The sequence below is a fragment of the Plantibacter sp. genome, assembly GCF_059073635.1.
This window is the reverse complement of record NZ_JCACOF010000005.1, coordinates 102,842-123,863: the sequence shown is the minus strand read 5'-3', so window position 1 is coordinate 123,863 and position 21,022 is coordinate 102,842. Positions and strand designations below refer to the sequence as shown.

Below are 21,022 nucleotides of genomic sequence, written 5' to 3'. Positions count from 1 at the left end.
CCGTCTGCGGGCTTAGCGTGAGGAGAAGTACCAGCGATGCACCGAACCTCTGGAGGATCATCAGATGACTCACGCCCGCACCACCCTCGGAACGTCCGACCTGTCCGTCTTCCCGCTGAACCTCGGCGGCAACGTGTTCGGTTGGACCGCCGACCGGCAGACCTCGTTCGACATCCTCGACGCCTACGTCGCGGGTGGCGGTAACTTCATCGACACCGCCGACGGTTACTCCGCGTGGGTACCCGGCAACACCGGCGGTGACTCCGAGCGACTCATCGGCGAGTGGCAGGAACTCCGCGGCAACCGCGACGAGCTCGTCATCGCGACGAAGGTCAGCCAGCACCCCGACTTCCAGGGGCTCGCGGCCGACAACATCCTGAAGGCCGCCGACGCCTCACTCGAGCGCCTCCGCACCGACCACATCGACCTCTACTACGCGCACTTCGACGACGAGTCCGTGCCGTTGGAGGAGACGGTGACCGCGCTGTCGTCGCTCGTCGACGCCGGCAAGGTCCGCCACCTCGGCATCTCCAACTACTCCGCAGCGCGCATCGCCGAGTGGTTCGAGATCGTCGAGGCCAAGGGGCTCCACCGCCCGATCGCCCTCCAGCCGCACTACAACCTCGTCGAGCGCGACTTCGAGGGTGAGCTGCGCACGATCGCCGAGCGCGAGCAGCTCGCGGTGCTGCCGTACTTCTCGCTCGCCAAGGGCTTCCTGACGGGCAAGTACCGCGAGGGGTCGAGCGTCGACAGCGTCCGCGCCGAGGGAGCCCAGGCCTACCTGGCCGACCACGCCGCGCTCCTGCCGGTCCTCGACGAGGTCGCCGCCGCCCACGGCGTCTCGGTCGCGACGGTCTCGCTCGCGTGGCTCCGCTCGCAGCCGACCGTCGCCGCTCCCATCGCGAGTGCCCGCACGGTCGAGCAGCTGCCCGACCTCCTCGCCTCCGCGACGCTCGAGCTCTCCGCCGACGAGCTGGCCGCCCTCACCGCCGCCTCGGTCGCGTAGGGCTCGCTTCACCCCGCCGGTCCCTGAGCGACCTCCTTCGGTCCCTGAGTGACCTCCTTCGGTCCCTGAGCGACCTCCTTCGGTCCCTGAGCTTGTCGAAGGGCGCACCTCGACAAGCTGCCGGTGGCCGGTGGGGTGGCTCGGTGGCCGGTGGGGCGTCCTCTCCGCGCTCCGAAACACCCCGGCAACATGTGTCCCGGTAGAGTCGGCCCATGGGTGACCTGTTCAACGGCTATGGCGGCACGCTCGCCCCGCGCAAGACTCCGGGCGGCGTTCCCGCCTTCGACGAGATGTTCGGCGAGGCGGCGGAACACGCGGGTGGTGCGACCGCCAGGCGGGCGTATCAGGAGATCTACAGCTCCCTCGCACGGATGACCCAGGAGGAGCTCCGAGGCCGCACCGACGCCCTCGCCAGCTCCTACCTCGCGCAGGGCGTGACCTTCGACTTCGCCGGCGAGGAGCGTCCGTTCCCGCTCGACGCGGTCCCGCGGGTGATCGAGCAGCAGGAGTGGACGCAGGTCGAGGCCGGCATCAAGCAGCGTGTCAAGGCGCTCGAGGCCTTCCTCGCCGACGTCTACGGCCCGCAGCTCGCCGTACGCGACGGCGTCATCCCCGCGAAGCTCATCTCCTCGTCGTCGCACTTCCACCGGCAGGCCTACGGGATCCAGGCGGCGAACGGCGTCCGCATCCAGGTCTCCGGTATCGACCTCATCCGCGACGAGCACGGTCAGATGCGTGTCCTCGAGGACAACGTCCGGGTCCCGTCCGGCGTCAGCTACGTCATCTCCAACCGTCGTGTGATGGCGCAGACGCTCCCCGAGCTGTTCGTGTCGATGCGCGTCCGTCCGGTCGGCGACTACCCCAACAAGCTCCTGCAGGCGCTGCGTGCGTCGGCCCCGCCCGGCGTCGAGGACCCGAACGTCGTCGTCCTCACCCCCGGCGTGTACAACTCCGCGTACTTCGAGCACACGCTGCTCGCGCGGCTCATGGGCGTCGAGCTCGTCGAGGGCCGCGACCTCTTCTGCTCCGGCGGCAAGGTCTTCATGCGCACGACCGCCGGGCCCACGCGCGTCGACGTCATCTACCGCCGTGTCGACGACGAGTTCCTCGACCCGCTGTCGTTCCGCGCCGACTCCATGCTCGGTTCGCCCGGGCTCATGCTCGCCGCGCGCCTCGGCAACGTGACCATCGCGAACGCGGTCGGGAACGGTGTCGCCGACGACAAGCTCGTCTACACGTACCTGCCCGACCTCATCAAGTACTACCTCGCCGAGGACGCGATCCTCCCGAACGTCGACACCTGGCGTCTCGAGGACCCGCTCGCCCTCGAGGAAGTGCTCGACCGCCTGGACGAGCTCGTCATCAAGCCCGTCGACGGCTCCGGCGGCAAGGGCCTCGTCGTGGGTCCGGACGCGTCGAAGGAGGAGCTCGCGACCCTCAAGACGAAGCTGCAGGAGGACCCGCGCGGCTGGATCGCGCAGCCGGTCGTCATGCTCTCCACCATCCCGACGCTCGTCGAGGACGGCATGCGTCCCCGCCACGCCGACCTGCGACCGTTCGCGGTGAACGACGGCAACGACGTCTGGGTGCTGCCCGGCGGCCTGACGCGCGTCGCCCTGCCGGAGGGGCAGCTGGTCGTGAACTCCAGCCAGGGCGGCGGCTCGAAGGACACCTGGGTCGTCGGACGTCCGTTCGATCCCAACGCGGCGCCCGAGGCGTCCTCGCACGACATCCAGGGTCTCGTCGCCGAGCAGGCCACGACCGAGACGACGTCGATCCCGATCATCTACGACCACGGCACGACCCCCGAGCACTCGCCCCAGGACCGTCCGGCCGGCAACCAGGACCAGCAGGAGCAACAGCAGCAGACGCTCGCCGAGCCCGCTGCCGACGGGTCGACGCAGGAGGACGCATCATGCTGAGCCGCATCGCCGAGAGCCTCTTCTGGATCGGCCGCTACATCGAACGCAGTGACGGTACCGCGCGCATCCTCGACGTCCACCTGCAGCTGCTGCTCGAGGATCCGTGGATCGACGAGGACACCGCCTGCCGGTCGCTGCTGTCCGTCATGGGCAGCGACGCGCCTGCCGACCAGGAGCTCACCCGCCAGGACGTCCTCGCGCAGCTCGCCGTCGACCGCACGCACCCGGCGTCGATCGCCTACTCGCTCGGCGCCGCCCGCGAGAACGCCCGGCGCGCCCGCGAGATCGTGTCGACCGAGCTCTGGGAGTGCCTCAACACGACCCGTGCCCGGATGCCGCGTCGCGTCGCGAGCGACAAGGTGCACGAGTTCTTCGGGTGGGTGCGCGAGCGTTCGGCCCTCGCCGTCGGCATCGTCGACTCCGCCACGAGTCGTGACGACGCCTGGCGCTTCTTCACCCTCGGTCGCAGCCTCGAACGCGCCGACATGACGGCCCGACTCCTGGCGACGCGGTCGCTCACCGAGGCGAGCGGTCCGTCCTGGACGACGATCCTCCGCTCCTGCGGCGCCTACGAGGCCTACCTGCGCACGTACCGCGGCATGCCGAGCGCGAAGAACGCGGCCGAGTTCCTCCTGCTCGACCAGCTCTTCCCCCGGTCGGTCATGTTCTCCATCAGTCGGGCCGAGGAGTGCATGCGCGACCTCGAACCGCGCCGAGGCCGCGTCGGGACGGTTGATTCCGCCCAGCGCCTGCTCGGTCAGATCCGCAGCGACCTCGAGTACCGGCCCATCCAGGACACGCTCGTCGACCTCCCCGGTCGGATGGACGCCGTGCAGAACGTCACCAGCCAGGTGTCGGAGGCGATCCGCGAACGCTACTTCCCCACTCATGCGGTGCCCGCGTGGATCGGAGAGAACTCATGACCCGGCTCCACATCAAGCACAGCACGGGCTTCTCCTACGGCGGCAAGGTCAACGCCTCGTACAACGAGGCGCGCATGCTGCCGGTGACGACCGAGGACCAGTACGTCCTGTACTCGCACATCGACATCCAGCCGGGGGCGTCGCAGTCGACGTACACCGACTACTGGGGCATGAAGGTCTCGGCGTTCGAGGTGCTGACGCCGCACGAGGAGCTCTCGCTCACGGCGACGAGCCTCGTCGAGGTCCGGCCGCGTAAGCACGAGCCGCACCCGACCGGCTGGGAGCAGCTCGACATCGCGACCCAGGCCGCTGTGACGCGGGTGGAGCACCTGGAACAGACCCGCCGCACGACCCCGCCGGACGATCTCGTCGAGCTCGCCCGGACCATCGCCGACCGCTACGAGAGCCCGTGCGAGGCCGCGATGGCCATCAGCCGGGAGATCGGCGAGCAGATGGACTACGTGCAGGGCGTCACGAGTGTGTACTCGACCGCTGCCGAGGCGTGGGCGAACCGCAAGGGCGTCTGTCAGGACATCACGCACATCGTCCTCGGAGCGCTGCGCTCGGTGGGGATCCCGGCCCGCTACGTGTCGGGGTACCTGCACCCGAAGCCGCATGCGGCGATCGGCGAGACGGTGACGGGGGAGTCGCACGCGTGGGTCGAGTGGTTCTGCGGTGACTGGCGTGGATTCGACCCGACCAACATGGTCGACGTGGGCGAGCGTCACGTCCTCATCGGGCGGGGTCGTGACTACGGTGACGTCTCCCCACTCCGTGGTGTGTACGCGGGCCCCTACCGCTCGAAGCTCTTCGTGAAGGTCGAGATCACCCGAGAGGCCTGACCCGACGTGGGGCTGCGTGCTGCCAGCGCGGTGCGCTGACGCGAGCGCGGGTCATGCGCGTGAGCGCGGGTCTCCGGAGGGTCGCGCCCGCGCGTGCGGCCCGCGGTCACGCCCGATCAGGCGTTCTCACGTCAGCGCACCGCGCTGGGGCCGATTCGAGCGCGGTTCACGTCAGCGCACCGCGTTGGCACGAGTCCGTAGAGGCGACACCCGTAGGATCATCGGCATGCAGACCGAGATGATCGTCCCGGCCCGCCGCCCGATGAAGCTGATCCCCGCGGTGTTGCTGGCGGCGTCGGCGTTCTGTCTGTTCGGCCTGATGCAGCCGCTCGCCGGCTACCCGCTCCTCGTCGCCGCGCTCGTCGACCGCGATCCTCATCGACCGCGACCTCGCGAAGGACCTGTTCCTCATCGCCATCGGGATCGGCATCGTGTCGACCACGTCGGTGGAGGCCGACGTCTCCTGGCCGAGCTTCTTCCGGATCGGCACCGTGCTGCTGCTGGCGGTCGGTGTCCCGTTCCTCATCGACCGCTTCGTGTACCGGCGGAAGGCGATCACGTTCCCCTGGCGGAGTCGCGAGAAGAAGACGAAGGGCGAGATCGCCTACCTCTTCGCCGTCCCGCTCCTCGGTTGGGCGATCCTGCCGTTCTACTTCATCCGATCCGGCGCCTACGAGAACTGGCCGGTGATCAGCGACGCCGGGGAACTCGGCCGGTTCTTCGTCGGCGTCAACGCGGTCGGCACGTGGGATGAACTGTTCTTCATCTGCACCTGCTTCGCCCTGCTGCGACGGCACTTCCCGGTCTGGCAGGCGAACCTGCTGCAGGCCGTCATCTTCGTCTCGTTCCTCTGGGAACTCGGTTACCGCTCGTGGGGTCCGCTCCTGACGTTCCCGTTCGCGCTGCTGCAGGGCTACCTGTTCTCGAAGACGCGGTCGCTCGGCTACATCCTCGCGGTGCACCTGCTGTTCGACGCGATCGTCTTCCTCGCGATCGTGCACGCGCACCATCGCGACTGGATCCCGATCTTCTGGTACTGAGCGATGTGTCCGCCCGCCAGCGCGGTGCGCTGACGCGAATGTCGGTGTCCCGGGCCCAGCGCGGTGCGCTGACGCGAGCGGCGGTGTTCAGGCTTCAGCGCGGGTCTGGCGGGTGACCGCGGGTCTCCAGAGGGGCGCGCTCACGCCACAGACCCGCGCTCACGCGAGCGCACCGCGCTGGCAGCAACCCGGACGGGAGTCAGGGGGCGGCGGGCTTCGTCGCCGCTCCGTCGAGCCAGAGTTCGGTCGACTCGTCGCGGTGCACCCCGTCGGTGCCGACGTGCTTCTCGCTGATCGTCGGACCGTTCTTGATGACGTGGACGAGCGCCATCCCATGACCCCGGCCGAGCTCGTAGTCCGTCTTCAGCCACTCGAGGATCTCGCCGGCCTTGGTCGACGCGTCGAAGCCGCGGGCGTGCGCCTCGTCGACGAGCTCGCGCGGGGTCTTACCGGTCTTCGCCTCGGCGGCATCGAGATAGGCCTGGAACGACATGACGGCTCCTTCGTCGATCGGGTGTCAGCGCCATCGTAGCCAGCGACGGCACCGAGCGACAGGCCCCGCAGCGCGCCATGCGGCCTCCCTCCAGGGTGGGCGGCGGCGACGCCAATAGGGTGAGGGGATGGACCGCCCCAGCAGGACCCCCGCCGGATTCGCCGCGACCGTCGGCATCGACCTCCTCGCCGTCATCGTGTTCGTCCTCATCGGCCGCGCCAGCCACGGCGAAGGCATCCTCGGACTCCTCGTGACGCTGTGGCCGTTCGCCGTCGGGCTCCTCGTCGGACACGTCCTCGCGCTCGTCCTCGGTCAGCGCGAGACCCGCTCCGTCCGCTGGGCCGGCGTCGTCGTCTGGGTGTCGACCGTCGTCGTCGGGATGGTGCTGCGCGCGGTCTCCGGCCAGGGCGTCCAACTCAGCTTCGTCATCGTGACCGTCCTCGTCCTCGCCGCTCTCCTCCTGGGGTGGCGTTTCGTCGCGTGGCTCATCGCCCGCCGACGCCGATGACGCCGCCGACACCGACACCGACGATCACATGAGCGCCGAGCGCTGGGGGCGCTGGTACTTCGCCGTGCAGGCCCTCGCCGGTGCAGCATGGTGGGTGTCGGTGTTCCTCGTCCCGCCCGTCCGTGCGGCGACGCTCGGCAGCCTCGACCCCGTCGTCATGGCCGTGCTCGACGTCCCACTCTTCGTCGTCGCCTCGGCGCTCGCCGCATGCGCCATCCGATGGGCGGCGATCCTCGCGACCGGATGGACGCTGCTGGTCACCGTGTCACTGGGGATCTTCGCGGCCGTGACCCAGGAGGCGGGGATCGGCGCCCTGCTGATGGTCGGCGCCGCGGTCGGCTCGGTCACGGCACTCGCGCTCGTCCTCACCGGCGGGATCCCGAGAGCATGGATCGCCATCGGGCCGTTCGCGTTCCGCCCAGCCGATGCGTCGGCGTCGACCGGTTCGCAACTCGTGAGGACCGCCGTCGAGATCGTCGCGTTCTGGGGCGTCTTCCTCGCGGTGATCCCCGCCGTCCTGCGGTTCTTCGAGCTGCGATGGCGGGTCGCGATCGCCCTGCCGCCGGGTGCGGAGCAGTTCGCCGTCATCGCCGGCATCGTCGTCGTGGTGCTCGGGAGCGTCGTCGGGCTCTGGTCCGCAGCCGCGATGGCGACGACCGGGGGTGGGACGCCGCTGCCCGCCGCGATGCCGAACCGACTCGTCATCGCCGGGCCGTATCGCTTCGTCCGCAATCCGATGGCCGTCGGCAGCATCGTCCAAGGCGTCGGCGTCGGACTCCTGCTGTCGTCCTGGATCGTGGTCGTCTACGCGGTCTTCGGTGCCGTCGTCTGGAACGTCCTGGTCCGGCCGGTCGAAGAGGCCGACCTCGAGGCGCGCTTCGGCGAGCCGTACCGCCGCTACCGCGAGGACCTGCGGTGCTGGGTCCCGAGCCTCCGTCCGGTGGCGGCTCGTTCGTAACTCCTGCTGCCGGTGACGACCGGCCGCGTCGCCCGCCGCCCCGCCCGCCCGGGAGCCCCGGCGGTCGCAGGATGCAGGAGTTGTGAACGCCGAGCGGGTCGGAGCGGAGGACCGTCTAGCGGCGGGAGCCGGTGAGGGTCGTCGACTCGTCGACCGGCGACGATTCGGGACGCGACTCCGAACGCGGCTCGGGCGCCTTCGCGCGCGACTTCGGCTTCGGCAGCGGGATCGGCGAGGTGAGCGCGATCTGCTCCGAGAAGTCCTCCGGCGTGACCGGTGAGACGACGCCGTCGTGGGTGAACTGCAGGCGCCAGCGGGAGTCGGGCGCCACGCGCAGGCGGAGGTGATGACGGAACACCCCGTAGGCGAGGCCGGTGGCGCAGGCGGCGAACCCGGCGAGTGCGCCCAGGCCGAGCGCCCAGCGCGGCCCGAAGGTGTTCGCCACCCACCCGACGATGGGCGCGCCGATCGGGGTGCCACCCATGAGGATCGCCATGTACAGCGCCATCACCCGGCCACGGACGGCGGCCTCGGTGCTCGTCTGCACGAGTCCGTTCGCGGTGGTCAGGAGCGTCACCGTCGAGAAGCCGACGAGGATCAGCACGGCGGCGAACGACCAGTAGCTCGGCATGAACGCGGCCGTGAGCGCAGCGACCCCGAAGAGCCCGGCCGCGCCGACGATCATCCGCATCTGGGCCTGCGCCCGCCGCGCCGCGAGGAGTGCCCCGGTCAGGGAACCGATCGCGAGCACCGACGAGAGGATGCCGTACTCGCCCGCGCCCTTGCCGAACTCGACGGCCATGGTCGAGGCGAAGATCGGGAAGTTCATGCCGAACGCGCCCATGATGAACACGATCACGAAGACGACCATGAGGTCCGGCCGCCCGCGGACGTAGCGGAAGCCCTCGACGAACTGTCCTCGAGCCCGCGGTGGGCGCGGCGCGCGACGGAGCTTGCCGGTGCGCAGGGCCAACAGGGCGCCGATGACGCCGAGGAAGGTGAAGGCGTTCACGACGAACACCCACCCGGAGCCGATCGCGACGATGAGGAGACCGGCGATGGCGGGGCCGACCATGCGCGCCGCGTTGAAGGACGCCGAGTTGAGCGCGACGGCGTTCGACATGTTGTGCTCGTCGACGAGCTCGGAGACGAAGGTCTGGCGGGCCGGGCCGTCGACGGCGTTGATGATGCCGAGGGCCAGCGCGAAGAGGTACATGTGCCACAGCTCGGCGTGACCGAAGATGAGCAGGGCGCCGAGCGCTGCGGCCAGGAGCATGAGGCTCGACTGGGTGAGGATGAGGATCTTCCGCTTGTCGAAGCGGTCGGCGATGAGACCGGTGATCGGCACGAGGACGAGCTGCGGCCCGAACTGCAGGGCCATGGTGGCGCCGACGGCCACGGCGTCGTTGTCGGTGAGGTCGGTCAGCACGACCCAGTTCTGGGTGGTGGCCTGCATCCAGGCGCCGACGTTCGACACGAGGGCGCCGATGAACCAGATGCGGTAGTTGACGCTGGACAGGGAACGGAACATTGCACTCACTGGGTGGCGAGTCTCCTCATGATCTCGGCTGCGCGGGCGAGGGTGTCGCGTTCGTCCGGGGTGAGCGCGCGCAGCTGCTGGGTGATCCACGCGTCGCGTTTCCGGACGGTCTCGGTGACGGTGGTGTGGCCCGCTTCGGTGAGGGCGATGGTGACCTTCCGGCGGTCGGCCGCGTCGGTTTCTCGGGTGACGTACCCGGCCTCTTCGAGGCAGTTGACGGTGCGATTCATGGATGGCGCGGACACGCGGTCGCGTTCGGCCAGTGCCCGCAGGGTTGCGGAGCCCTCTTTGTAGAGCCCTCCGAGGACGGAGAACTGCGGATCGCTGAGGTCGTCGACCGACTTCTCCCCGCGCAGTCGTCTCGCGAGCCGGAAGGTGCCCATCCGGAGTTCGGACGCCTGCTCGGCGATCGTCAGTGCCCTGGTCTTCGTCGCTGCTCCGCTTGCCACGATTCATTAGCCTAGCAAATTAGCCACCCTAAGTAAACCCGCGAACTGTCACCAACCGACAGTGCACGGGGTGCAGGACTGACCGTTGGTGACAGTTCGCGGGCTGGGGTGCGGTCAGAGCCAGCGGCGCGCTCGGAAGATGGCGTAGAGAGTGCCGGAGAGGACGAGCATCGCTCCGATCGCGACCGGGTAGCCGAACTGCCAGTGGAGCTCCGGCATGTCGTCGAAGTTCATGCCGTAGACGGTGCCGATGAGTGTCGGGGCGAAGAGGATCGCCGCCCAGGAGGAGATCCGCTTGATCTCCTCGTTCTGCGCCAGCGCCGTCTCGCTCATCCGACGCGACTCCTCGTTCTGCGCGAGGCTCGCCTCCGAGAGGCGTCGCATCTCCTCGTTCTGCTGTTGCGTCATGAGCGTCGCGTGCACCGTCAGCGCGTTCCGGAGCAGGTGACGGAAGGAGTCGACGCGCTCCGCGATCCGGAGGGTGTGGTCGAGCACGTCGCGGAAGCCGTTGCGCAGCTCCTCGTCGAGACCGTACTTGTCGGCGCCCTGCAGCAGGCCGTGGAGCATGGCCCGCAGGGGCGTGGTCGCGCGCTGGAACGCGATGACCTGGCGCAGCAGCTCGTAGATGCGACGCGAGACGTCCGCAGCGTCGCCGAAGAGCTCGTCCTCGATCTCGTCGATGTCGTTCTCGAGCCCCGCGACGACGGGACCGTAGCCGTCGACGACCTGGTCGAGCACGGCGTGCAGGACGGCGTCGGGGCCGAGCGCGAGGATGTCGGGCCGGGCTTCGAGTCGCCGCCGGACCTGGCCGAGGTCGGGCTTCTCCGCGTGGCGGACCGTGACGACGAACCCGGGTCCGACGAACAGGTGCACCTCGCCGAACTCGACCCGCTCCTCCTCGTCCAGGTAGCGGGCGGGACGCAGGACGACGAACAGCGTGTCGCCGTAACGTTCGAGCTTCGCCCGCTGATGGCCCTTCAGGGCGTCCTCGACGGCGAGCGGATGCAGGTCGAACTCCTGAGCGACGGAGCGGATCTCCGACGGTTCCGGGCGGTACAGGCCGATCCAGGCCATGCCGCGCTGTTCGTTGAGGAGCTCGTACGTCGCGTCGAGCGATCGCGGGCTCGCCGAGCGCCGTCCGGTCACGTAGATGCCGTTGTCGATGAGTGCCATGAGGTCTCCGTCCATCGATCGACGGGAACGTGCGGCGGCCGCGCGGGTGCAGGCGATCGCGGTGGATCGCACCCGGGGAGGTGTGAGTGAGGGCGCCTCGGCACCGGCGGTGGCAGCGCCTACCGGGTGAGGGAGGCGAGGCGGTTCGTCGATGCGATGGCGCGGATACTGTCACCAGCCATGGCCGCTCACCTCGCTTCCGTCGAAACCTGCCGGCCCGCCGTTCGGGCCTCGTTCACCGTACGCCTGCCCTCCGGGAACTGCAAACGGACTCGCCACGCCGCCGGGCCGAGGGCCTACGCTGGCGGGATGAGCGAGCAGACCCCGCCACCCGTCGACGACGCGAACCGCCCCGTCGAGCCGCGACCGTATGCGACCGAGACGATCGTCGACGACGACGGCGTCACGGTCTACGTCTACCTGTGGGAGGTGCCGAACCCTCGGGCCGTCGTGCACATCGCCCATGGAGCGGGGGAGCACGCCCTCCGCTACGGGCGCCTCGCCGCACGGCTCAACGACGCGGGGTACACGGTCGCGGCCGACGACCACCGCGGCCATGGTCGCACGGGGCTCGAGCACCTCGGCCTCGGCAAGCTCGGCCCGCGGACGACCCGGGGTGCGATCGACTCCGTCGCCGCCGTCGGCCGGTACCTGCGGACCCGCTTCCCCGAGTCGCGGCTCGCCTTGCTCGGGCACAGCTGGGGCTCGCTCATGGCGCAGAAGGTCGTCGCCGAACACGATCTGTACGAGCTCCTCATCCTCTCGGGCACCTCGCTCGCGATGCCCGGCGTCATCAACGCCGGCGACCTCAACAAGCGCTGGCGGAAGACCGGGAAGACCGGTCTCGAGTGGCTCAACCGCGACCCGGCCGCCTGGGCCGCATTCGCCGCCGACGAGCGCAACTTCGACATCGGCGTCACCCCGGTGTGGAACCCGATCCAGGCGTTCGCCTTCCTCGGTCGCCCGCCGAAGCGTCTGCCGCGCAAGCTGCCCGTACTGATTCTGGGCGGATCCGACGACTCCCTCGGTGGTGTCCGTGGCCTGACCCTCCTCCGCGACGCGTACGTGAAGCGGTCGAAGCTGACGGACGTGACGCTCGTCATCTACCCCGAGGCGCGGCACGAGATCTTCAACGAGCTGAACCGCGAGGACGTCGAGCGCGACGTCGTGGAGTGGCTCGACAAGCGCACCTGAGCCGCCCCGGCCCGGCAGCGCCCGCCCCGGCCTGAGCGCCCGCCCGGTCCGTGAGCGCCCGCTCCGGTCCCTGAGCCTGTCGACGGGCAGCGAACGCCACCACCCGGTGACAAGCTCAGAGGCCGCGGGGTACAGTCGCGGCACCCACACTCGACGCAGAGGAGACCCGGTGACCTCGGACGGACCCACCTACAGCCACCGCAGACGGAACTCGGCGGAGCGCATCGCGCGGTCGCTCGCGGGAGCGAGCACGGTCCCGTACTGGCTCGACAGCCCTGATCGGCCGTCGCCGGAGCCTCGACTCGTCGGCCAGGTCACGGCGGATCTCCTGGTCGTCGGTGGCGGCTATTCCGGACTCTGGACGGCGCTCATCGCCAAGGAGGCCGACCCCTCGCGTGACGTCGTGCTCATCGAGGGCAAGGAGGTCGGCTGGGCGGCGAGTGGCCGGAACGGCGGCTTCTTCGAGGAGAGCCTCACCCACGGCGTCGACAACGGCGAGCGCCACTTCGCCGACGAACTGCCGGAGCTCGATCGCCTGGCGGACGAGAACTTCGACGAGTTCGTCGCCACGCTCGACCGCCTCGGGATCGACGCCGAGTTCGAGCACACGGGTGTGCTCACGGTCGCGACCGAGCCGCACCAGGTGGACGCGCTGCGCGAGGTGTCGGGGGACGGTGTGTTCCTCGATCGCGAGGCTGTCCAGGCACTCGTGCATTCGCCGGTGTACCTGGCTGGTCAGCGCGAGTGGAAGAGCACCGCGCTCGTCCACCCGGCGAAGCTCGCCTGGGGTCTGAAGCGCGCGTGCATCGAGCTCGGCGTGCGGGTCTTCGAGCACACCCCGGCGACCCGGCTGCGGCGCTCGGGCGACGGCGTCGCGGTGACCACGAAGCAGGGCGGGGTACAGGCTCGGCAGGTCGCGCTCGCCACCAACGGCTTCCCGTCGCTCCTCAAGCGCACGGAGCTCCTGACGATCCCCGTGTACGACTACGTGCTCATGACCGAGCCGCTCTCCCCGGAGCAGCTCGAGAGCATCGGGTGGACCGACCGCTTCGGCATCGCCGATTCGAGTCGTGAGTTCCACTACTCCCGCCGGTCAGCCGACGACCGCATCCTCTACGGCGGCTTCGACGCGGTCTACCACCGGGGTGGCAGGATCCGACCGGAGCACGATCAGCGCCGCGAGACGTTCGAGACCCTCGCCGACCACTTCTTCACGACCTACCCGCAACTCGACGTCCGGTTCACCCACGCGTGGGGCGGCATGATCGACATGTGTTCGCGGCTCTCGGCGTTCCAGGGCACGGCCCTCGGCGGACGCGTCGCCTACAGCGCCGGGTTCACCGGGCTCGGGGTCGGCGCGACGCGCTTCGGGGCGAAGGTCATGCTCGATCTCCTGAGTGGTGAGTCGACCGAGCTGACCCGCCTGAAGATGGTCCGGTCCAAACCGATCCCCATCCCGCCGGAGCCCATCGCGAACCCCGCGATCCAGACCGTCCGCCGCGCGGTCGCCCGTTCCGACGCGAACGAGGGCCGCGACGGCCTGCTCCTGAAGGTCATGGACCGCTTCGGCATCGGCTTCGACTCCTGACCTGGTTCGACGCCCCTTCCGGGGAATCCGGACGCCGTCCAGGAATAGGCTGGGGGCATGCATGGTGAGTACAAGGTCCCGGGTGGCAAGCTCGTCGTCGTCGATCTCGAGGTGGTCGACGACCGCATCGCGGACTTCCGCCTCGCCGGTGACTTCTTCCTCGAACCCGACGACGCGCTCGCGCTGATCGACCGCGCCGTCACCGGGCTCCCCGCCACCACGGACGCCGCAGGTCTCGCCGCCGCCATCCGCGGCGCCCTGCCGGAGGACGCCGTGCTCCTCGGGTTCACGCCCGAGGCGGTCGCGACGGCCATTCGCCGCTCCCTCGCGAAGGCGACGGGCTGGGGCGACTACGACTGGCAGCTCATCCATGAGGGCTCGGTGTCGCCGCAACTCCACCTCGCGCTCGACGAGGTGCTGACGAACGAGGTCGGCGAGGGCCGCCGCGGTCCGACGCTCCGCATCTGGGAGTGGGACCAGTCGGCGGTCGTCATCGGCAGCTTCCAGTCGCTCAAGAACGAGGTCGACCTCGACAACGCGAAGGCGAACGGCTTCGAGGTCGTCCGCCGCGTCTCCGGCGGTGGCGCGATGATGATGCAGCGCGGTGGCATCATCACCTACTCGCTCTACGTCCCGGCCGAGCTCGTGAACGGCATGACCTTCGCCGACTCCTACGCCTACCTCGACGACTGGGTGCTCGTCGCCCTCCGTTCGCTCGGCATCGAGGCGACGTACCAGCCGCTCAACGACATCACGAGCCCGTCGGGCAAGATCGGCGGTGCCGCGCAGAAGCGGCTCGGGAACGGCGCCGTGCTGCACCACGTCACGATGAGCTACGACATGGACGGCGAGCTCATGACGCAGGTGCTCCGCATCGGGCGCGAGAAGCTCAGCGACAAGGGCACCACCTCGGCCGCCAAACGCGTCGACCCGCTCCGCAGCCAGACCGGGCTCTCGCGGGCCGAGATCATCGATCGCATGAAGGACACCTTCGTCGAGATCACCGGCGCGACCCCTGGCCATGTCACGGATGCCGAGCGCGCCGCCGCCGAGCAGCTCGTCACCGACAAGTTCGCCACCGACGCCTGGCTCACCCGCGTCCCGTAGCCTGCCGCAGCCCGCGAACTGTCACCAGTGGCGGGTGTGCGGCTGCATCACCCACCGTTGGTGACAGCTCGCGGGCTAGGGTGGGGGGACGATGACAGCGCAGAACGAGACACCCGACCCGTCGACCCCCGCCACGCAGGCGTCCCTCGAGCAGCGGCTCGCCGACGCGGTGGCCGCCGAGAGCGAGACCCGGGTCGTCGAACGCTGCGTGTCCCTCCTCGCCGGTCGCTACGAGGGTGAGGACTTCCTCCGCGTCGTCGGCGGACACCACGCCGAGGGCATCCTCGGCGGAGCGCCCGCGCTGTACTGGCCCGAGCTCTGGGGCACCCGCGCCCTGCTGCACGTGTGGGACGACTCGGCGACCGCGCCCGTCATCGGAGCACTCGGCAACCAGGCCTGGCGCGTCCGCGAGATGGCCGCGCGCGTCTGCGCCGAACGCCGCATCGGCGACGTCGCCGCGATCGCACCACTGCTGAGCGACGACCACGCCCGTGTGCGCGCTGCCGGAGCCCGGGCGCTCGCCGTCGTCGGTGGTGAGGACGCCAAGCCGCTCCTCGAGGCGCTCCTCCGCGACCCCGACCGCGAGGTCCGTCGCGCCGCGCAGCAGTCCGCGAAAGCGCTCGCCGCCCGCCGCTGAGCTCGCGAAGGGGCTCGAACGGTGGGTCCCGGACGCTCGACACCAGCCATTCGGGACCCGTCGCGGGCCGGACTAGTGGGTGCCGGCCTCGAGCAGGATGATCACGATCCCGAACAGGGCCGTCGCGACGCCGCCGAGGAGACACCACCACCAGCGTGACCCGCGCACCACGAACGCCGCGCACCCGAGCACGAAGAGCATCAGCGTCGACACCTGCAACGCCAGGATCACGGCGTGCTCATGGCTGAGCACGCCGGCGACGCCGAACACGAGCGGGATCGTCGGAAGGACGGCGGACAGGAGCATCCCGGACGACTCCTGGAACCCGTGCCTGATCGACGCGCCGAGCGTCACCAACGCCTCGTGCCGGTCGTCGCCGTGGTGCGCGAGGGCGGCCGAGTAGACGTGCGCGAGCCAGAACACGATGAGGGTCAGCGCACTCGTGATGAGCACCTGCTCGACGTCGTCCTCCTCGTACACACTCGACGCGCCGACGAGGCCGGCGTAGACGACGGTGCCGTAGATCGCGCTCGACGAGGTGAGGCGTCGCAACGGTGACGGTTTCGGCTGCATGATCCAGAGGATAGCGGGCGCTGCGGCCCGGCGTCCCCGGTTCAGTCGCCGAGGTTGCGCTCGCCGCGTTCGTAGACCGAGGCCGCTGGCCCGACGATGTTGGTGTCGGGCGTGCCGACGACCTCGTGGTCCTTGTTGTCGTAGTCGAAGCGGTGCAGCACATGCCGCATCGCCTCGACCCTGGCGCGCTTCTTGTCGTTGCTCTTGACGATCGTCCACGGCGCGTCGGCCGTGTCCGTCGCCTCGAGCATCGCCTCCTTCGCGCGGGTGTAGTCGCCCCACTTGTCGAGTGAGGCGAGGTCCATCGGGGAGAGCTTCCACTGCCGGACCGGGTCGACCTGGCGGATCGCGAAGCGCGTGCGCTGCTCGTCGGCGGAGACGGAGAACCAGAACTTCACGAGGTCGACGCCGTCGCCGACGAGCATCTGCTCGAACAGCGGGGCCTGGCGCATGAACTCGTCGTACTGCGCCGGGGTGCAGAACCCCATCACGCGTTCGACGCCCGCGCGGTTGTACCAGGACCGGTCGAACAGCACGATCTCGCCGGCGGCCGGCAGGTGCTGGACGTAGCGCTGGAAGTACCACTGCGTGGACTCGCGGGTGGTGGGCTTCTCGAGCGCGACGACGCGGGCGCCGCGCGGGTTGAGGTGCTCCGTGAAGCGCTTGATCGTGCCGCCCTTGCCGGCCGCGTCGCGTCCCTCGAACACGACGACCAGCCGACGGTCGTTCGCCTTGATCCAGTTCTGCAGCTTCAGCAGCTCGATCTGGAGCAGTCGCTTGTCGCTCTCGTACTGCTCTCGCGACATGCGCTCGGCGTACGGGTAGCCCTCGCGCCACGTGTCGATGTGGCTGCCGGAGGCGTCGAGCAGGATGGGGTCGTCGTCGTCGACGTCGACCACCTGGTAGCCGTCGACCTGGTCGAGCGCGGGCGGCGGGGCGTAGTGCGAGACGAGCTGCTGCATGGTCGGGACGCTAGTCCCCGCGCGTAACCGTCAGGTGGCCGGTGGGTGACGCGCTGGTGGCGGTTCACAACTCAGGACGCGTCCGGCGTGTCAGCGCCGAGGACGGGCCTCCGATCGCGACGCGCCGGAGTGCCCCTGAGTTGTGAACGGTGGCTAGCCGGCGGAGCGGGTGAGGAGGTCCTGACGCTCGGGGTGCGCGTCGAACCACTCGCCCACGTACCAGCACATCGGCACGATGCGCCGCTTGCTGTGCTGCTCGACGTCGTCGACCGCGTAGGCGACGAGGTCACCCGCGTACCCCTTGCCGCGGAAGGGCGGCGTGGTGAAGGTGCGGGGGAACGAGATCGAGTCGCCGGAGATCCGGTAGTCGACGACGCTCACCAGCTGGCCGTCGACGTGCATGGTGTAGCGCTGGGCATCGGTCTCGTTGGCGAACTCCGTGGTCATACGCGGTACAACGCGCGGGGCCGATCGTTCCTTCCCGGGTGTGCGGGCTGCTGGCTGCCAGAATAGGCACATGTCCCTCGCCGCAGCAGCCGATGAAGTGCCGCTGCGATGGACCCCGGACGGCCCCGACCTCGTCCTCGAGGGCGACAACCTCGACGTCGTGGCGCAGCTGCCCGACGAGTCGTTCACGCTCATCTACCTCGACCCGCCGTTCAACACCGGGCGGGTGCAACGTCGTCACTCCTCGACCTCGGTGCGGACGGCCGAGACGGGGGTGAACCGTTTCGCCGGATTCAAGGGGCAGGCGTACGAGCGCATCCGCGGCGACCTCCGACGTTTCGACGACGCCTTCGACGACTACTGGGGCTTCCTCGAGCCGCGTCTCGTCGAGGCCTGGCGCGTCCTGGCCGCCGACGGCACCCTCTACCTCCACCTCGACTACCGCGAGGCGCACTACGCCAAGGTGCTCCTCGACGCCCTCTTCGGCCGGGAGTGCTTCCTCAACGAGATCATCTGGGCCTACGACTACGGCGCGAAGGCGCAGAGCCGCTGGCCGACGAAGCACGACACGATCCTCGTCTACGTGAAGGACCCGAAGGGGTACCACTTCGACAACGCGACCGTCGATCGCGAGCCCTACATGGCGCCCGGGCTCGTCACCGCGGAGAAGGCGGCGCGCGGCAAGCTGCCCACCGACGTCTGGTGGCACACGATCGTCTCCCCGACCGGTCGCGAGAAGACCGGGTACCCGACCCAGAAGCCGGAGGGCATCCTGCGTCGTATCGTGCAGGCGTCCTCCCGCGAGGGCGACTGGGTGCTCGACTTCTTCGCCGGCAGCGGCACGACGGGGGCGGTCGCGAAGGCGCTCGGCCGTCGTTACGTCCTCGTCGACGAGAACCCGCAGGCGCTCGAGATCATCCGCGCCCGCCTCTCCTAGCCCGCGAACTGTCAGTTCAGCACAGTCGCTGCGCCCGGGACTGTCGTCTGGTGACAGTTCGCGGGCTGGCGGGGAGGGTCAGACGGAGGCGCGCGGGACGAGGCGGGTCGGCATCATCGTGACGCGCTCGACCGGCTCGCCCGCGAGGCGACGGACCAGCACCCTCGCCATCTCGGCGCCGAGGTCGACGGGCGACTGCGCGATCGTCGTGAGCGGCGGTGCGGCGGTCTCGCCGTAGCGGTCGTCGTCGTAGCCCACGACGGCGATGTCGCCGGGGATCGTCAGGCCGGCCTCGCGGATGACGGAGTACGCGCCGGCGGCCATCTGGTCGTTCGCGGCGAAGAGCCCGTCGATGGGCACGCCGCGGGCGAGGAGACGCCGCATCGCGGCAGCGCCGTCGGCCGGGGAGAAGTCGCCCACCTCGACGAGGTCGTGTGGAAGACCCGCGAGCTCGAGCTCCGCACGCCACCCCGCGAGTCGGTCGACCCCACCCGGCATGTCCTGACGGCCCGCGATCGTCGCGATCCGCGTCCGGCCGGCCTCGATGAGGTGGCGGGCCGCGGTCCTCGCGCCCTCGACGTTGTCGACGTCGACGTACGTGCTGTCGACGACGTCGGCACCCATGGGGCGACCGCCGAACACGATCGGGAGCTCCCGGCCGAGTCGGGTGTACGAGTGGTCGCCACTGTGGTGCGACACGACGAGCGCGCCGTCGACGTTGCCGCCGAGCAGGTAGCGACGGGTCTTCTCGGAGTTCGCCTCACTCGCGATGAGGAGGTTGAGCGTGTAGTCGGTCTCCGCCAGTTCGAGCGCGACGCCCTGCACGACCGACGCGAAGAAGGGGTCCGAGAACACCCGGGCGGTCGACTCCGGAACGACGAGCGCGATGACCTGGGTTCGGCGGGAGGCCAGGGACCGGGCGGCGCGGTTCGGGACGTAGTCGAGCGCGGCGATGGCCTCGTTCACGACGGCGACGACCTCGGCCGTGACCTTCGGTGAGCCGTTGACGACGCGCGACACGGTCGCGCGGGAGACGCCTGCGCGGGCCGCGACCATCTCGAGCGTGGGGGCTCCTTGACCGGACTGCATCATCGTCCCCTTCCGAGCGGGTGAGCGTGTCGAGTGCAGTGTATCGCCGGGCGTCTGGACGTCCGTGGCCGGTGCCGCTCCTCAGGAGGTGACCGGCGTGTCGCGTCCCCTCGATCGCGACACGCCGGAGTGTTCCTGCGTCAGGGAAGCTCCGCCACGGCGGGCACCACACGCGAGGCGGCGATGCGGCGCGCGTAGGCGAGTCCGCTGTCCTTGATCGTGCGCTCCTGCGTGTCGTAATCGACCCGCACGATGCCGAACCGCTTGTCGTAGCCGTACGCCCACTCGAAGTTGTCGAGCAGCGACCAGACGAAGTAGCCGCGCACGTCGGCACCGTCGGCGATCGCGAGTTCCACCTGGTCGATGTGGTCCTGGATGAAGGCGTCGCGGTCGACGTCGTGGATGCGGCCGTCCTCTGCGACGACGTCGTCGTAGGCCGCACCGTTCTCGGTCACGTACAGCGGCGGCAGCGTCGGGTACTCGCGGCCGAGCCGGACGAGCAGGGTGCGGAGGCCGGCGGGGTGCACCTCCCAGTCCATCGCGGTGCGCGGGAGTCCGCGGCTCGGGAAGGAGATGTCGGGCGAGGCGAGCCAGGGCGAACCGGCCTCGCGCTCGGTCGCGCCGGAGTGGCCGCCGTCGGCGCCGGAGTCGTCGGGGTGACCCGACACGAGGTCGTCGTGGTAGTGGTTGACGCCGAGGAAGTCGATCGGGGCGGAGATGGTCTCGAGGTCGCCGTCGTGGACGAGCGTGTCGAGGCCGAGGCCCTCGAGGTCGTGGGCGACGTCGGCCGGGTACGCACCGAGGACGATCGGTTCGAGGAAGATGCGGTTCATGATCCCGTCGACGCGGCGGGCGGCGTCGACGTCGGCCGGGTCGGTGGGGTCCGCCGGGATCGCGTTCGTGAGGTTGAGGGTGATGCCGATCTGCTCGGCACCGAGCTCGCGGAGGCGCGTGGCGGCCAGGCCGTGGGCGAGGTGCTGGTGGTGGATGGCGGCGAGCGCGGCGGCCTCGTCGCGGCGGCCGGGTGCGTGCACGCCGACGGCGTAGCCGAGCAGGGAGGAGCAGAACGGTTCGTTGAAGGTCGTCCAGTGCTGGACGCGGTCGCCGAGCGCCTCGTAGGTGGCCTCGGCGTAGTCGACGAAGCGCAGGGCGGTGTCGCGGTTCGTCCAGCCGCCCTGCTCCTCGAGCGCCTGCGGGAGGTCCCAGTGGTACAGGGTGAGCCAGGGGAGGATGCCGGCGTCGAGGAGCTGGTCGACGAGACGGCTGTAGAAGTCGAGGCCGGCGGGGTTGACGTCGCGGTCGCCCGGCTTGATGCGCGCCCAGCTCGTGGAGAAGCGGTAGGCGTCGAGGCCCAGCTCGGACATGATCGCGACGTCGCCGGCGGTGCGGTGGTAGTGGTCGACGGCGACCTCGAGGTCGTCACCGTTGGCGATCGCGCCGGGCACCCGGGCGAAGGCGTCCCAGATGGAGTCCTCCTTGCCGTCCTCGTGCGCTGCTCCCTCGACCTGGGCGGCCGCGGTGGCGGAACCCCAGAGGAACGGCGGCAGGATCAGGGCCGGACGGGTGGTGGGCTGGGGGGCGTGCGTCATCGAAGCTCCTCGTGGCTGGGTGCACGCCCATGCTATCGCCTGCTG

21 protein-coding genes are annotated in these 21,022 nt (G+C 69.9%); 12 read left to right on the top strand and 9 right to left on the bottom strand.

Translation table 11 applies throughout. The features are described 5' to 3' along the window. The first annotated feature begins 64 nt into the window (after nucleotides 1-64). From AC5JOC_RS04330 to AC5JOC_RS04310, 5 genes are all read left to right on the top strand, one after another. A complete protein-coding gene (locus tag AC5JOC_RS04330) occupies nucleotides 65-1,006 on the top strand; it encodes an aldo/keto reductase (protein ID WP_494245511.1) in 942 nt (313 codons plus the stop codon). 212 nt (nucleotides 1,007-1,218) lie between these two features. Then, a complete protein-coding gene (locus AC5JOC_RS04325) occupies nucleotides 1,219-2,928 on the top strand; it encodes a circularly permuted type 2 ATP-grasp protein (RefSeq protein WP_192006286.1) in 1,710 nt (569 codons plus the stop codon). After that, on the top strand, nucleotides 2,922-3,851 hold the full coding sequence (locus tag AC5JOC_RS04320) for an alpha-E domain-containing protein (protein WP_064295753.1): 930 nt from the start codon (nucleotides 2,922-2,924) through the stop codon (nucleotides 3,849-3,851). Before AC5JOC_RS04325 ends, AC5JOC_RS04320 begins: the two co-directional genes overlap by 7 nt. Next, nucleotides 3,848-4,693: a transglutaminase family protein gene (locus tag AC5JOC_RS04315; protein WP_079706431.1), complete on the top strand. Its 846-nt coding sequence runs from the start codon at nucleotides 3,848-3,850 to the stop codon at nucleotides 4,691-4,693. The genes AC5JOC_RS04320 and AC5JOC_RS04315 overlap by 4 nt, the downstream gene beginning before the upstream one ends. A gap of 431 nt (nucleotides 4,694-5,124) precedes the next feature. Further along, nucleotides 5,125-5,733: a CPBP family intramembrane glutamic endopeptidase gene (locus AC5JOC_RS04310; RefSeq protein WP_494245509.1), complete on the top strand. Its 609-nt coding sequence runs from the start codon at nucleotides 5,125-5,127 to the stop codon at nucleotides 5,731-5,733. Between the two features lie 199 nt (nucleotides 5,734-5,932). Here the strand turns inward: AC5JOC_RS04310 and AC5JOC_RS04305 are convergent, their stop codons facing one another. Then, complete coding sequence (locus AC5JOC_RS04305; RefSeq protein ID WP_192019139.1) at nucleotides 5,933-6,226, bottom strand: DUF4287 domain-containing protein; 294 nt, start codon at nucleotides 6,224-6,226, stop codon at nucleotides 5,933-5,935. Nucleotides 6,227-6,353: 127 nt separating this feature from the next. On the opposite strand from AC5JOC_RS04305, the gene AC5JOC_RS04300 reads away from it, so the two are divergent. Then, complete coding sequence (locus AC5JOC_RS04300; RefSeq protein WP_064295756.1) at nucleotides 6,354-6,734, top strand: DUF3054 domain-containing protein; 381 nt, start codon at nucleotides 6,354-6,356, stop codon at nucleotides 6,732-6,734. Nucleotides 6,735-6,762: 28 nt separating this feature from the next. Beyond that, a complete protein-coding gene (locus AC5JOC_RS04295) occupies nucleotides 6,763-7,692 on the top strand; it encodes a methyltransferase family protein (protein ID WP_494245507.1) in 930 nt (309 codons plus the stop codon). 115 nt (nucleotides 7,693-7,807) lie between these two features. On the opposite strand, the gene AC5JOC_RS04290 is transcribed toward AC5JOC_RS04295, so the two are convergent. The 3 genes from AC5JOC_RS04290 to AC5JOC_RS04280 all read right to left on the bottom strand — a co-directional run bounded on the left by AC5JOC_RS04290 (nucleotide 7,808) and on the right by AC5JOC_RS04280 (nucleotide 10,854). Next, nucleotides 7,808-9,223: an MFS transporter gene (locus tag AC5JOC_RS04290; RefSeq protein WP_274500179.1), complete on the bottom strand. Its 1,416-nt coding sequence runs from the start codon at nucleotides 9,221-9,223 to the stop codon at nucleotides 7,808-7,810. 5 nt (nucleotides 9,224-9,228) lie between these two features. Continuing rightward, nucleotides 9,229-9,681, bottom strand: a complete 453-nt coding sequence (locus AC5JOC_RS04285) for a MarR family winged helix-turn-helix transcriptional regulator (RefSeq protein ID WP_229939713.1) — start codon at nucleotides 9,679-9,681, stop codon at nucleotides 9,229-9,231. Nucleotides 9,682-9,795: 114 nt separating this feature from the next. Beyond that, nucleotides 9,796-10,854, bottom strand: coding sequence for a magnesium and cobalt transport protein CorA (locus AC5JOC_RS04280; RefSeq protein ID WP_064295772.1), 1,059 nt, complete (start codon nucleotides 10,852-10,854; stop codon nucleotides 9,796-9,798). Nucleotides 10,855-11,163: 309 nt separating this feature from the next. Between AC5JOC_RS04280 and AC5JOC_RS04275 the strand changes: the two genes are divergently transcribed. The 4 genes from AC5JOC_RS04275 to AC5JOC_RS04260 all read left to right on the top strand — a co-directional run bounded on the left by AC5JOC_RS04275 (nucleotide 11,164) and on the right by AC5JOC_RS04260 (nucleotide 15,380). After that, nucleotides 11,164-12,048, top strand: coding sequence for an alpha/beta hydrolase (locus AC5JOC_RS04275; protein ID WP_494245504.1), 885 nt, complete (start codon nucleotides 11,164-11,166; stop codon nucleotides 12,046-12,048). A gap of 169 nt (nucleotides 12,049-12,217) precedes the next feature. Beyond that, nucleotides 12,218-13,636 carry an NAD(P)/FAD-dependent oxidoreductase gene (locus AC5JOC_RS04270; RefSeq protein WP_494245502.1) on the top strand — a complete coding sequence of 473 codons (1,419 nt, stop codon included), beginning with the start codon at nucleotides 12,218-12,220 and terminating at the stop codon, nucleotides 13,634-13,636. Between the two features lie 57 nt (nucleotides 13,637-13,693). Beyond that, a complete protein-coding gene (lplAB, locus tag AC5JOC_RS04265) occupies nucleotides 13,694-14,743 on the top strand; it encodes a lipoate-protein ligase LplAB (RefSeq protein WP_079706437.1) in 1,050 nt (349 codons plus the stop codon). Between the two features lie 91 nt (nucleotides 14,744-14,834). Further along, nucleotides 14,835-15,380: a HEAT repeat domain-containing protein gene (locus AC5JOC_RS04260; protein WP_192006272.1), complete on the top strand. Its 546-nt coding sequence runs from the start codon at nucleotides 14,835-14,837 to the stop codon at nucleotides 15,378-15,380. A gap of 72 nt (nucleotides 15,381-15,452) precedes the next feature. Here the strand turns inward: AC5JOC_RS04260 and AC5JOC_RS04255 are convergent, their stop codons facing one another. From AC5JOC_RS04255 to AC5JOC_RS04245, 3 genes are all read right to left on the bottom strand, one after another. Next, entirely contained in the window at nucleotides 15,453-15,953 is a 501-nt protein-coding gene (locus tag AC5JOC_RS04255) for a hypothetical protein (RefSeq protein WP_079706439.1), read from the bottom strand. A gap of 41 nt (nucleotides 15,954-15,994) precedes the next feature. Beyond that, nucleotides 15,995-16,915: a polyphosphate kinase 2 gene (ppk2, locus tag AC5JOC_RS04250; RefSeq protein WP_124767589.1), complete on the bottom strand. Its 921-nt coding sequence runs from the start codon at nucleotides 16,913-16,915 to the stop codon at nucleotides 15,995-15,997. Nucleotides 16,916-17,068: 153 nt separating this feature from the next. Beyond that, the gene (locus AC5JOC_RS04245) at nucleotides 17,069-17,362 is read right to left on the bottom strand and encodes a GNAT family N-acetyltransferase (RefSeq protein ID WP_159876114.1); all 294 of its coding nucleotides are present in this window, start codon (nucleotides 17,360-17,362) and stop codon (nucleotides 17,069-17,071) included. Nucleotides 17,363-17,432: 70 nt separating this feature from the next. Here AC5JOC_RS04245 and AC5JOC_RS04240 point away from each other — a divergent pair, with 70 nt between their 5' ends. After that, nucleotides 17,433-18,299 carry a DNA-methyltransferase gene (locus AC5JOC_RS04240; RefSeq protein WP_079706442.1) on the top strand — a complete coding sequence of 289 codons (867 nt, stop codon included), beginning with the start codon at nucleotides 17,433-17,435 and terminating at the stop codon, nucleotides 18,297-18,299. Between the two features lie 78 nt (nucleotides 18,300-18,377). Here AC5JOC_RS04240 and AC5JOC_RS04235 read toward each other — a convergent pair whose 3' ends face one another. Further along, nucleotides 18,378-19,391 (bottom strand): LacI family DNA-binding transcriptional regulator, encoded by a 1,014-nt coding sequence (locus AC5JOC_RS04235; protein WP_159876110.1) that lies wholly within the window; start codon nucleotides 19,389-19,391, stop codon nucleotides 18,378-18,380. Nucleotides 19,392-19,528: 137 nt separating this feature from the next. Continuing rightward, nucleotides 19,529-20,977: a GH1 family beta-glucosidase gene (locus AC5JOC_RS04230; protein WP_494245498.1), complete on the bottom strand. Its 1,449-nt coding sequence runs from the start codon at nucleotides 20,975-20,977 to the stop codon at nucleotides 19,529-19,531. Nucleotides 20,978-21,022 lie beyond the last annotated feature (45 nt).

Bases quoted from the DNA above. Each gene is read 5' to 3' on its own strand.
- AC5JOC_RS04330 (WP_494245511.1), top strand. From the start codon at position 65: ATGACTCACGCCCGCACCACCCTCGGAACGTCCGACCTGTCCGTCTTC.
- AC5JOC_RS04325 (WP_192006286.1), top strand. From the start codon at position 1,219: ATGGGTGACCTGTTCAACGGCTATGGCGGCACGCTCGCCCCGCGCAAG.
- AC5JOC_RS04320 (WP_064295753.1), top strand. From the start codon at position 2,922: ATGCTGAGCCGCATCGCCGAGAGCCTCTTCTGGATCGGCCGCTACATC.
- AC5JOC_RS04315 (WP_079706431.1), top strand. From the start codon at position 3,848: ATGACCCGGCTCCACATCAAGCACAGCACGGGCTTCTCCTACGGCGGC.
- AC5JOC_RS04305 (WP_192019139.1), bottom strand. From the start codon at position 6,226: ATGTCGTTCCAGGCCTATCTCGATGCCGCCGAGGCGAAGACCGGTAAG.
- AC5JOC_RS04300 (WP_064295756.1), top strand. From the start codon at position 6,354: ATGGACCGCCCCAGCAGGACCCCCGCCGGATTCGCCGCGACCGTCGGC.
- AC5JOC_RS04295 (WP_494245507.1), top strand. From the start codon at position 6,763: ATGAGCGCCGAGCGCTGGGGGCGCTGGTACTTCGCCGTGCAGGCCCTC.
- AC5JOC_RS04290 (WP_274500179.1), bottom strand. From the start codon at position 9,223: ATGTTCCGTTCCCTGTCCAGCGTCAACTACCGCATCTGGTTCATCGGC.
- AC5JOC_RS04280 (WP_064295772.1), bottom strand. From the start codon at position 10,854: ATGGCACTCATCGACAACGGCATCTACGTGACCGGACGGCGCTCGGCG.
- AC5JOC_RS04275 (WP_494245504.1), top strand. From the start codon at position 11,164: ATGAGCGAGCAGACCCCGCCACCCGTCGACGACGCGAACCGCCCCGTC.
- lplAB (WP_079706437.1), top strand. From the start codon at position 13,694: ATGCATGGTGAGTACAAGGTCCCGGGTGGCAAGCTCGTCGTCGTCGAT.
- AC5JOC_RS04260 (WP_192006272.1), top strand. From the start codon at position 14,835: ATGACAGCGCAGAACGAGACACCCGACCCGTCGACCCCCGCCACGCAG.
- AC5JOC_RS04255 (WP_079706439.1), bottom strand. From the start codon at position 15,953: ATGCAGCCGAAACCGTCACCGTTGCGACGCCTCACCTCGTCGAGCGCG.
- ppk2 (WP_124767589.1), bottom strand. From the start codon at position 16,915: ATGCAGCAGCTCGTCTCGCACTACGCCCCGCCGCCCGCGCTCGACCAG.
- AC5JOC_RS04245 (WP_159876114.1), bottom strand. From the start codon at position 17,362: ATGACCACGGAGTTCGCCAACGAGACCGATGCCCAGCGCTACACCATG.
- AC5JOC_RS04240 (WP_079706442.1), top strand. From the start codon at position 17,433: ATGTCCCTCGCCGCAGCAGCCGATGAAGTGCCGCTGCGATGGACCCCG.
- AC5JOC_RS04235 (WP_159876110.1), bottom strand. From the start codon at position 19,391: ATGATGCAGTCCGGTCAAGGAGCCCCCACGCTCGAGATGGTCGCGGCC.
- AC5JOC_RS04230 (WP_494245498.1), bottom strand. From the start codon at position 20,977: ATGACGCACGCCCCCCAGCCCACCACCCGTCCGGCCCTGATCCTGCCG.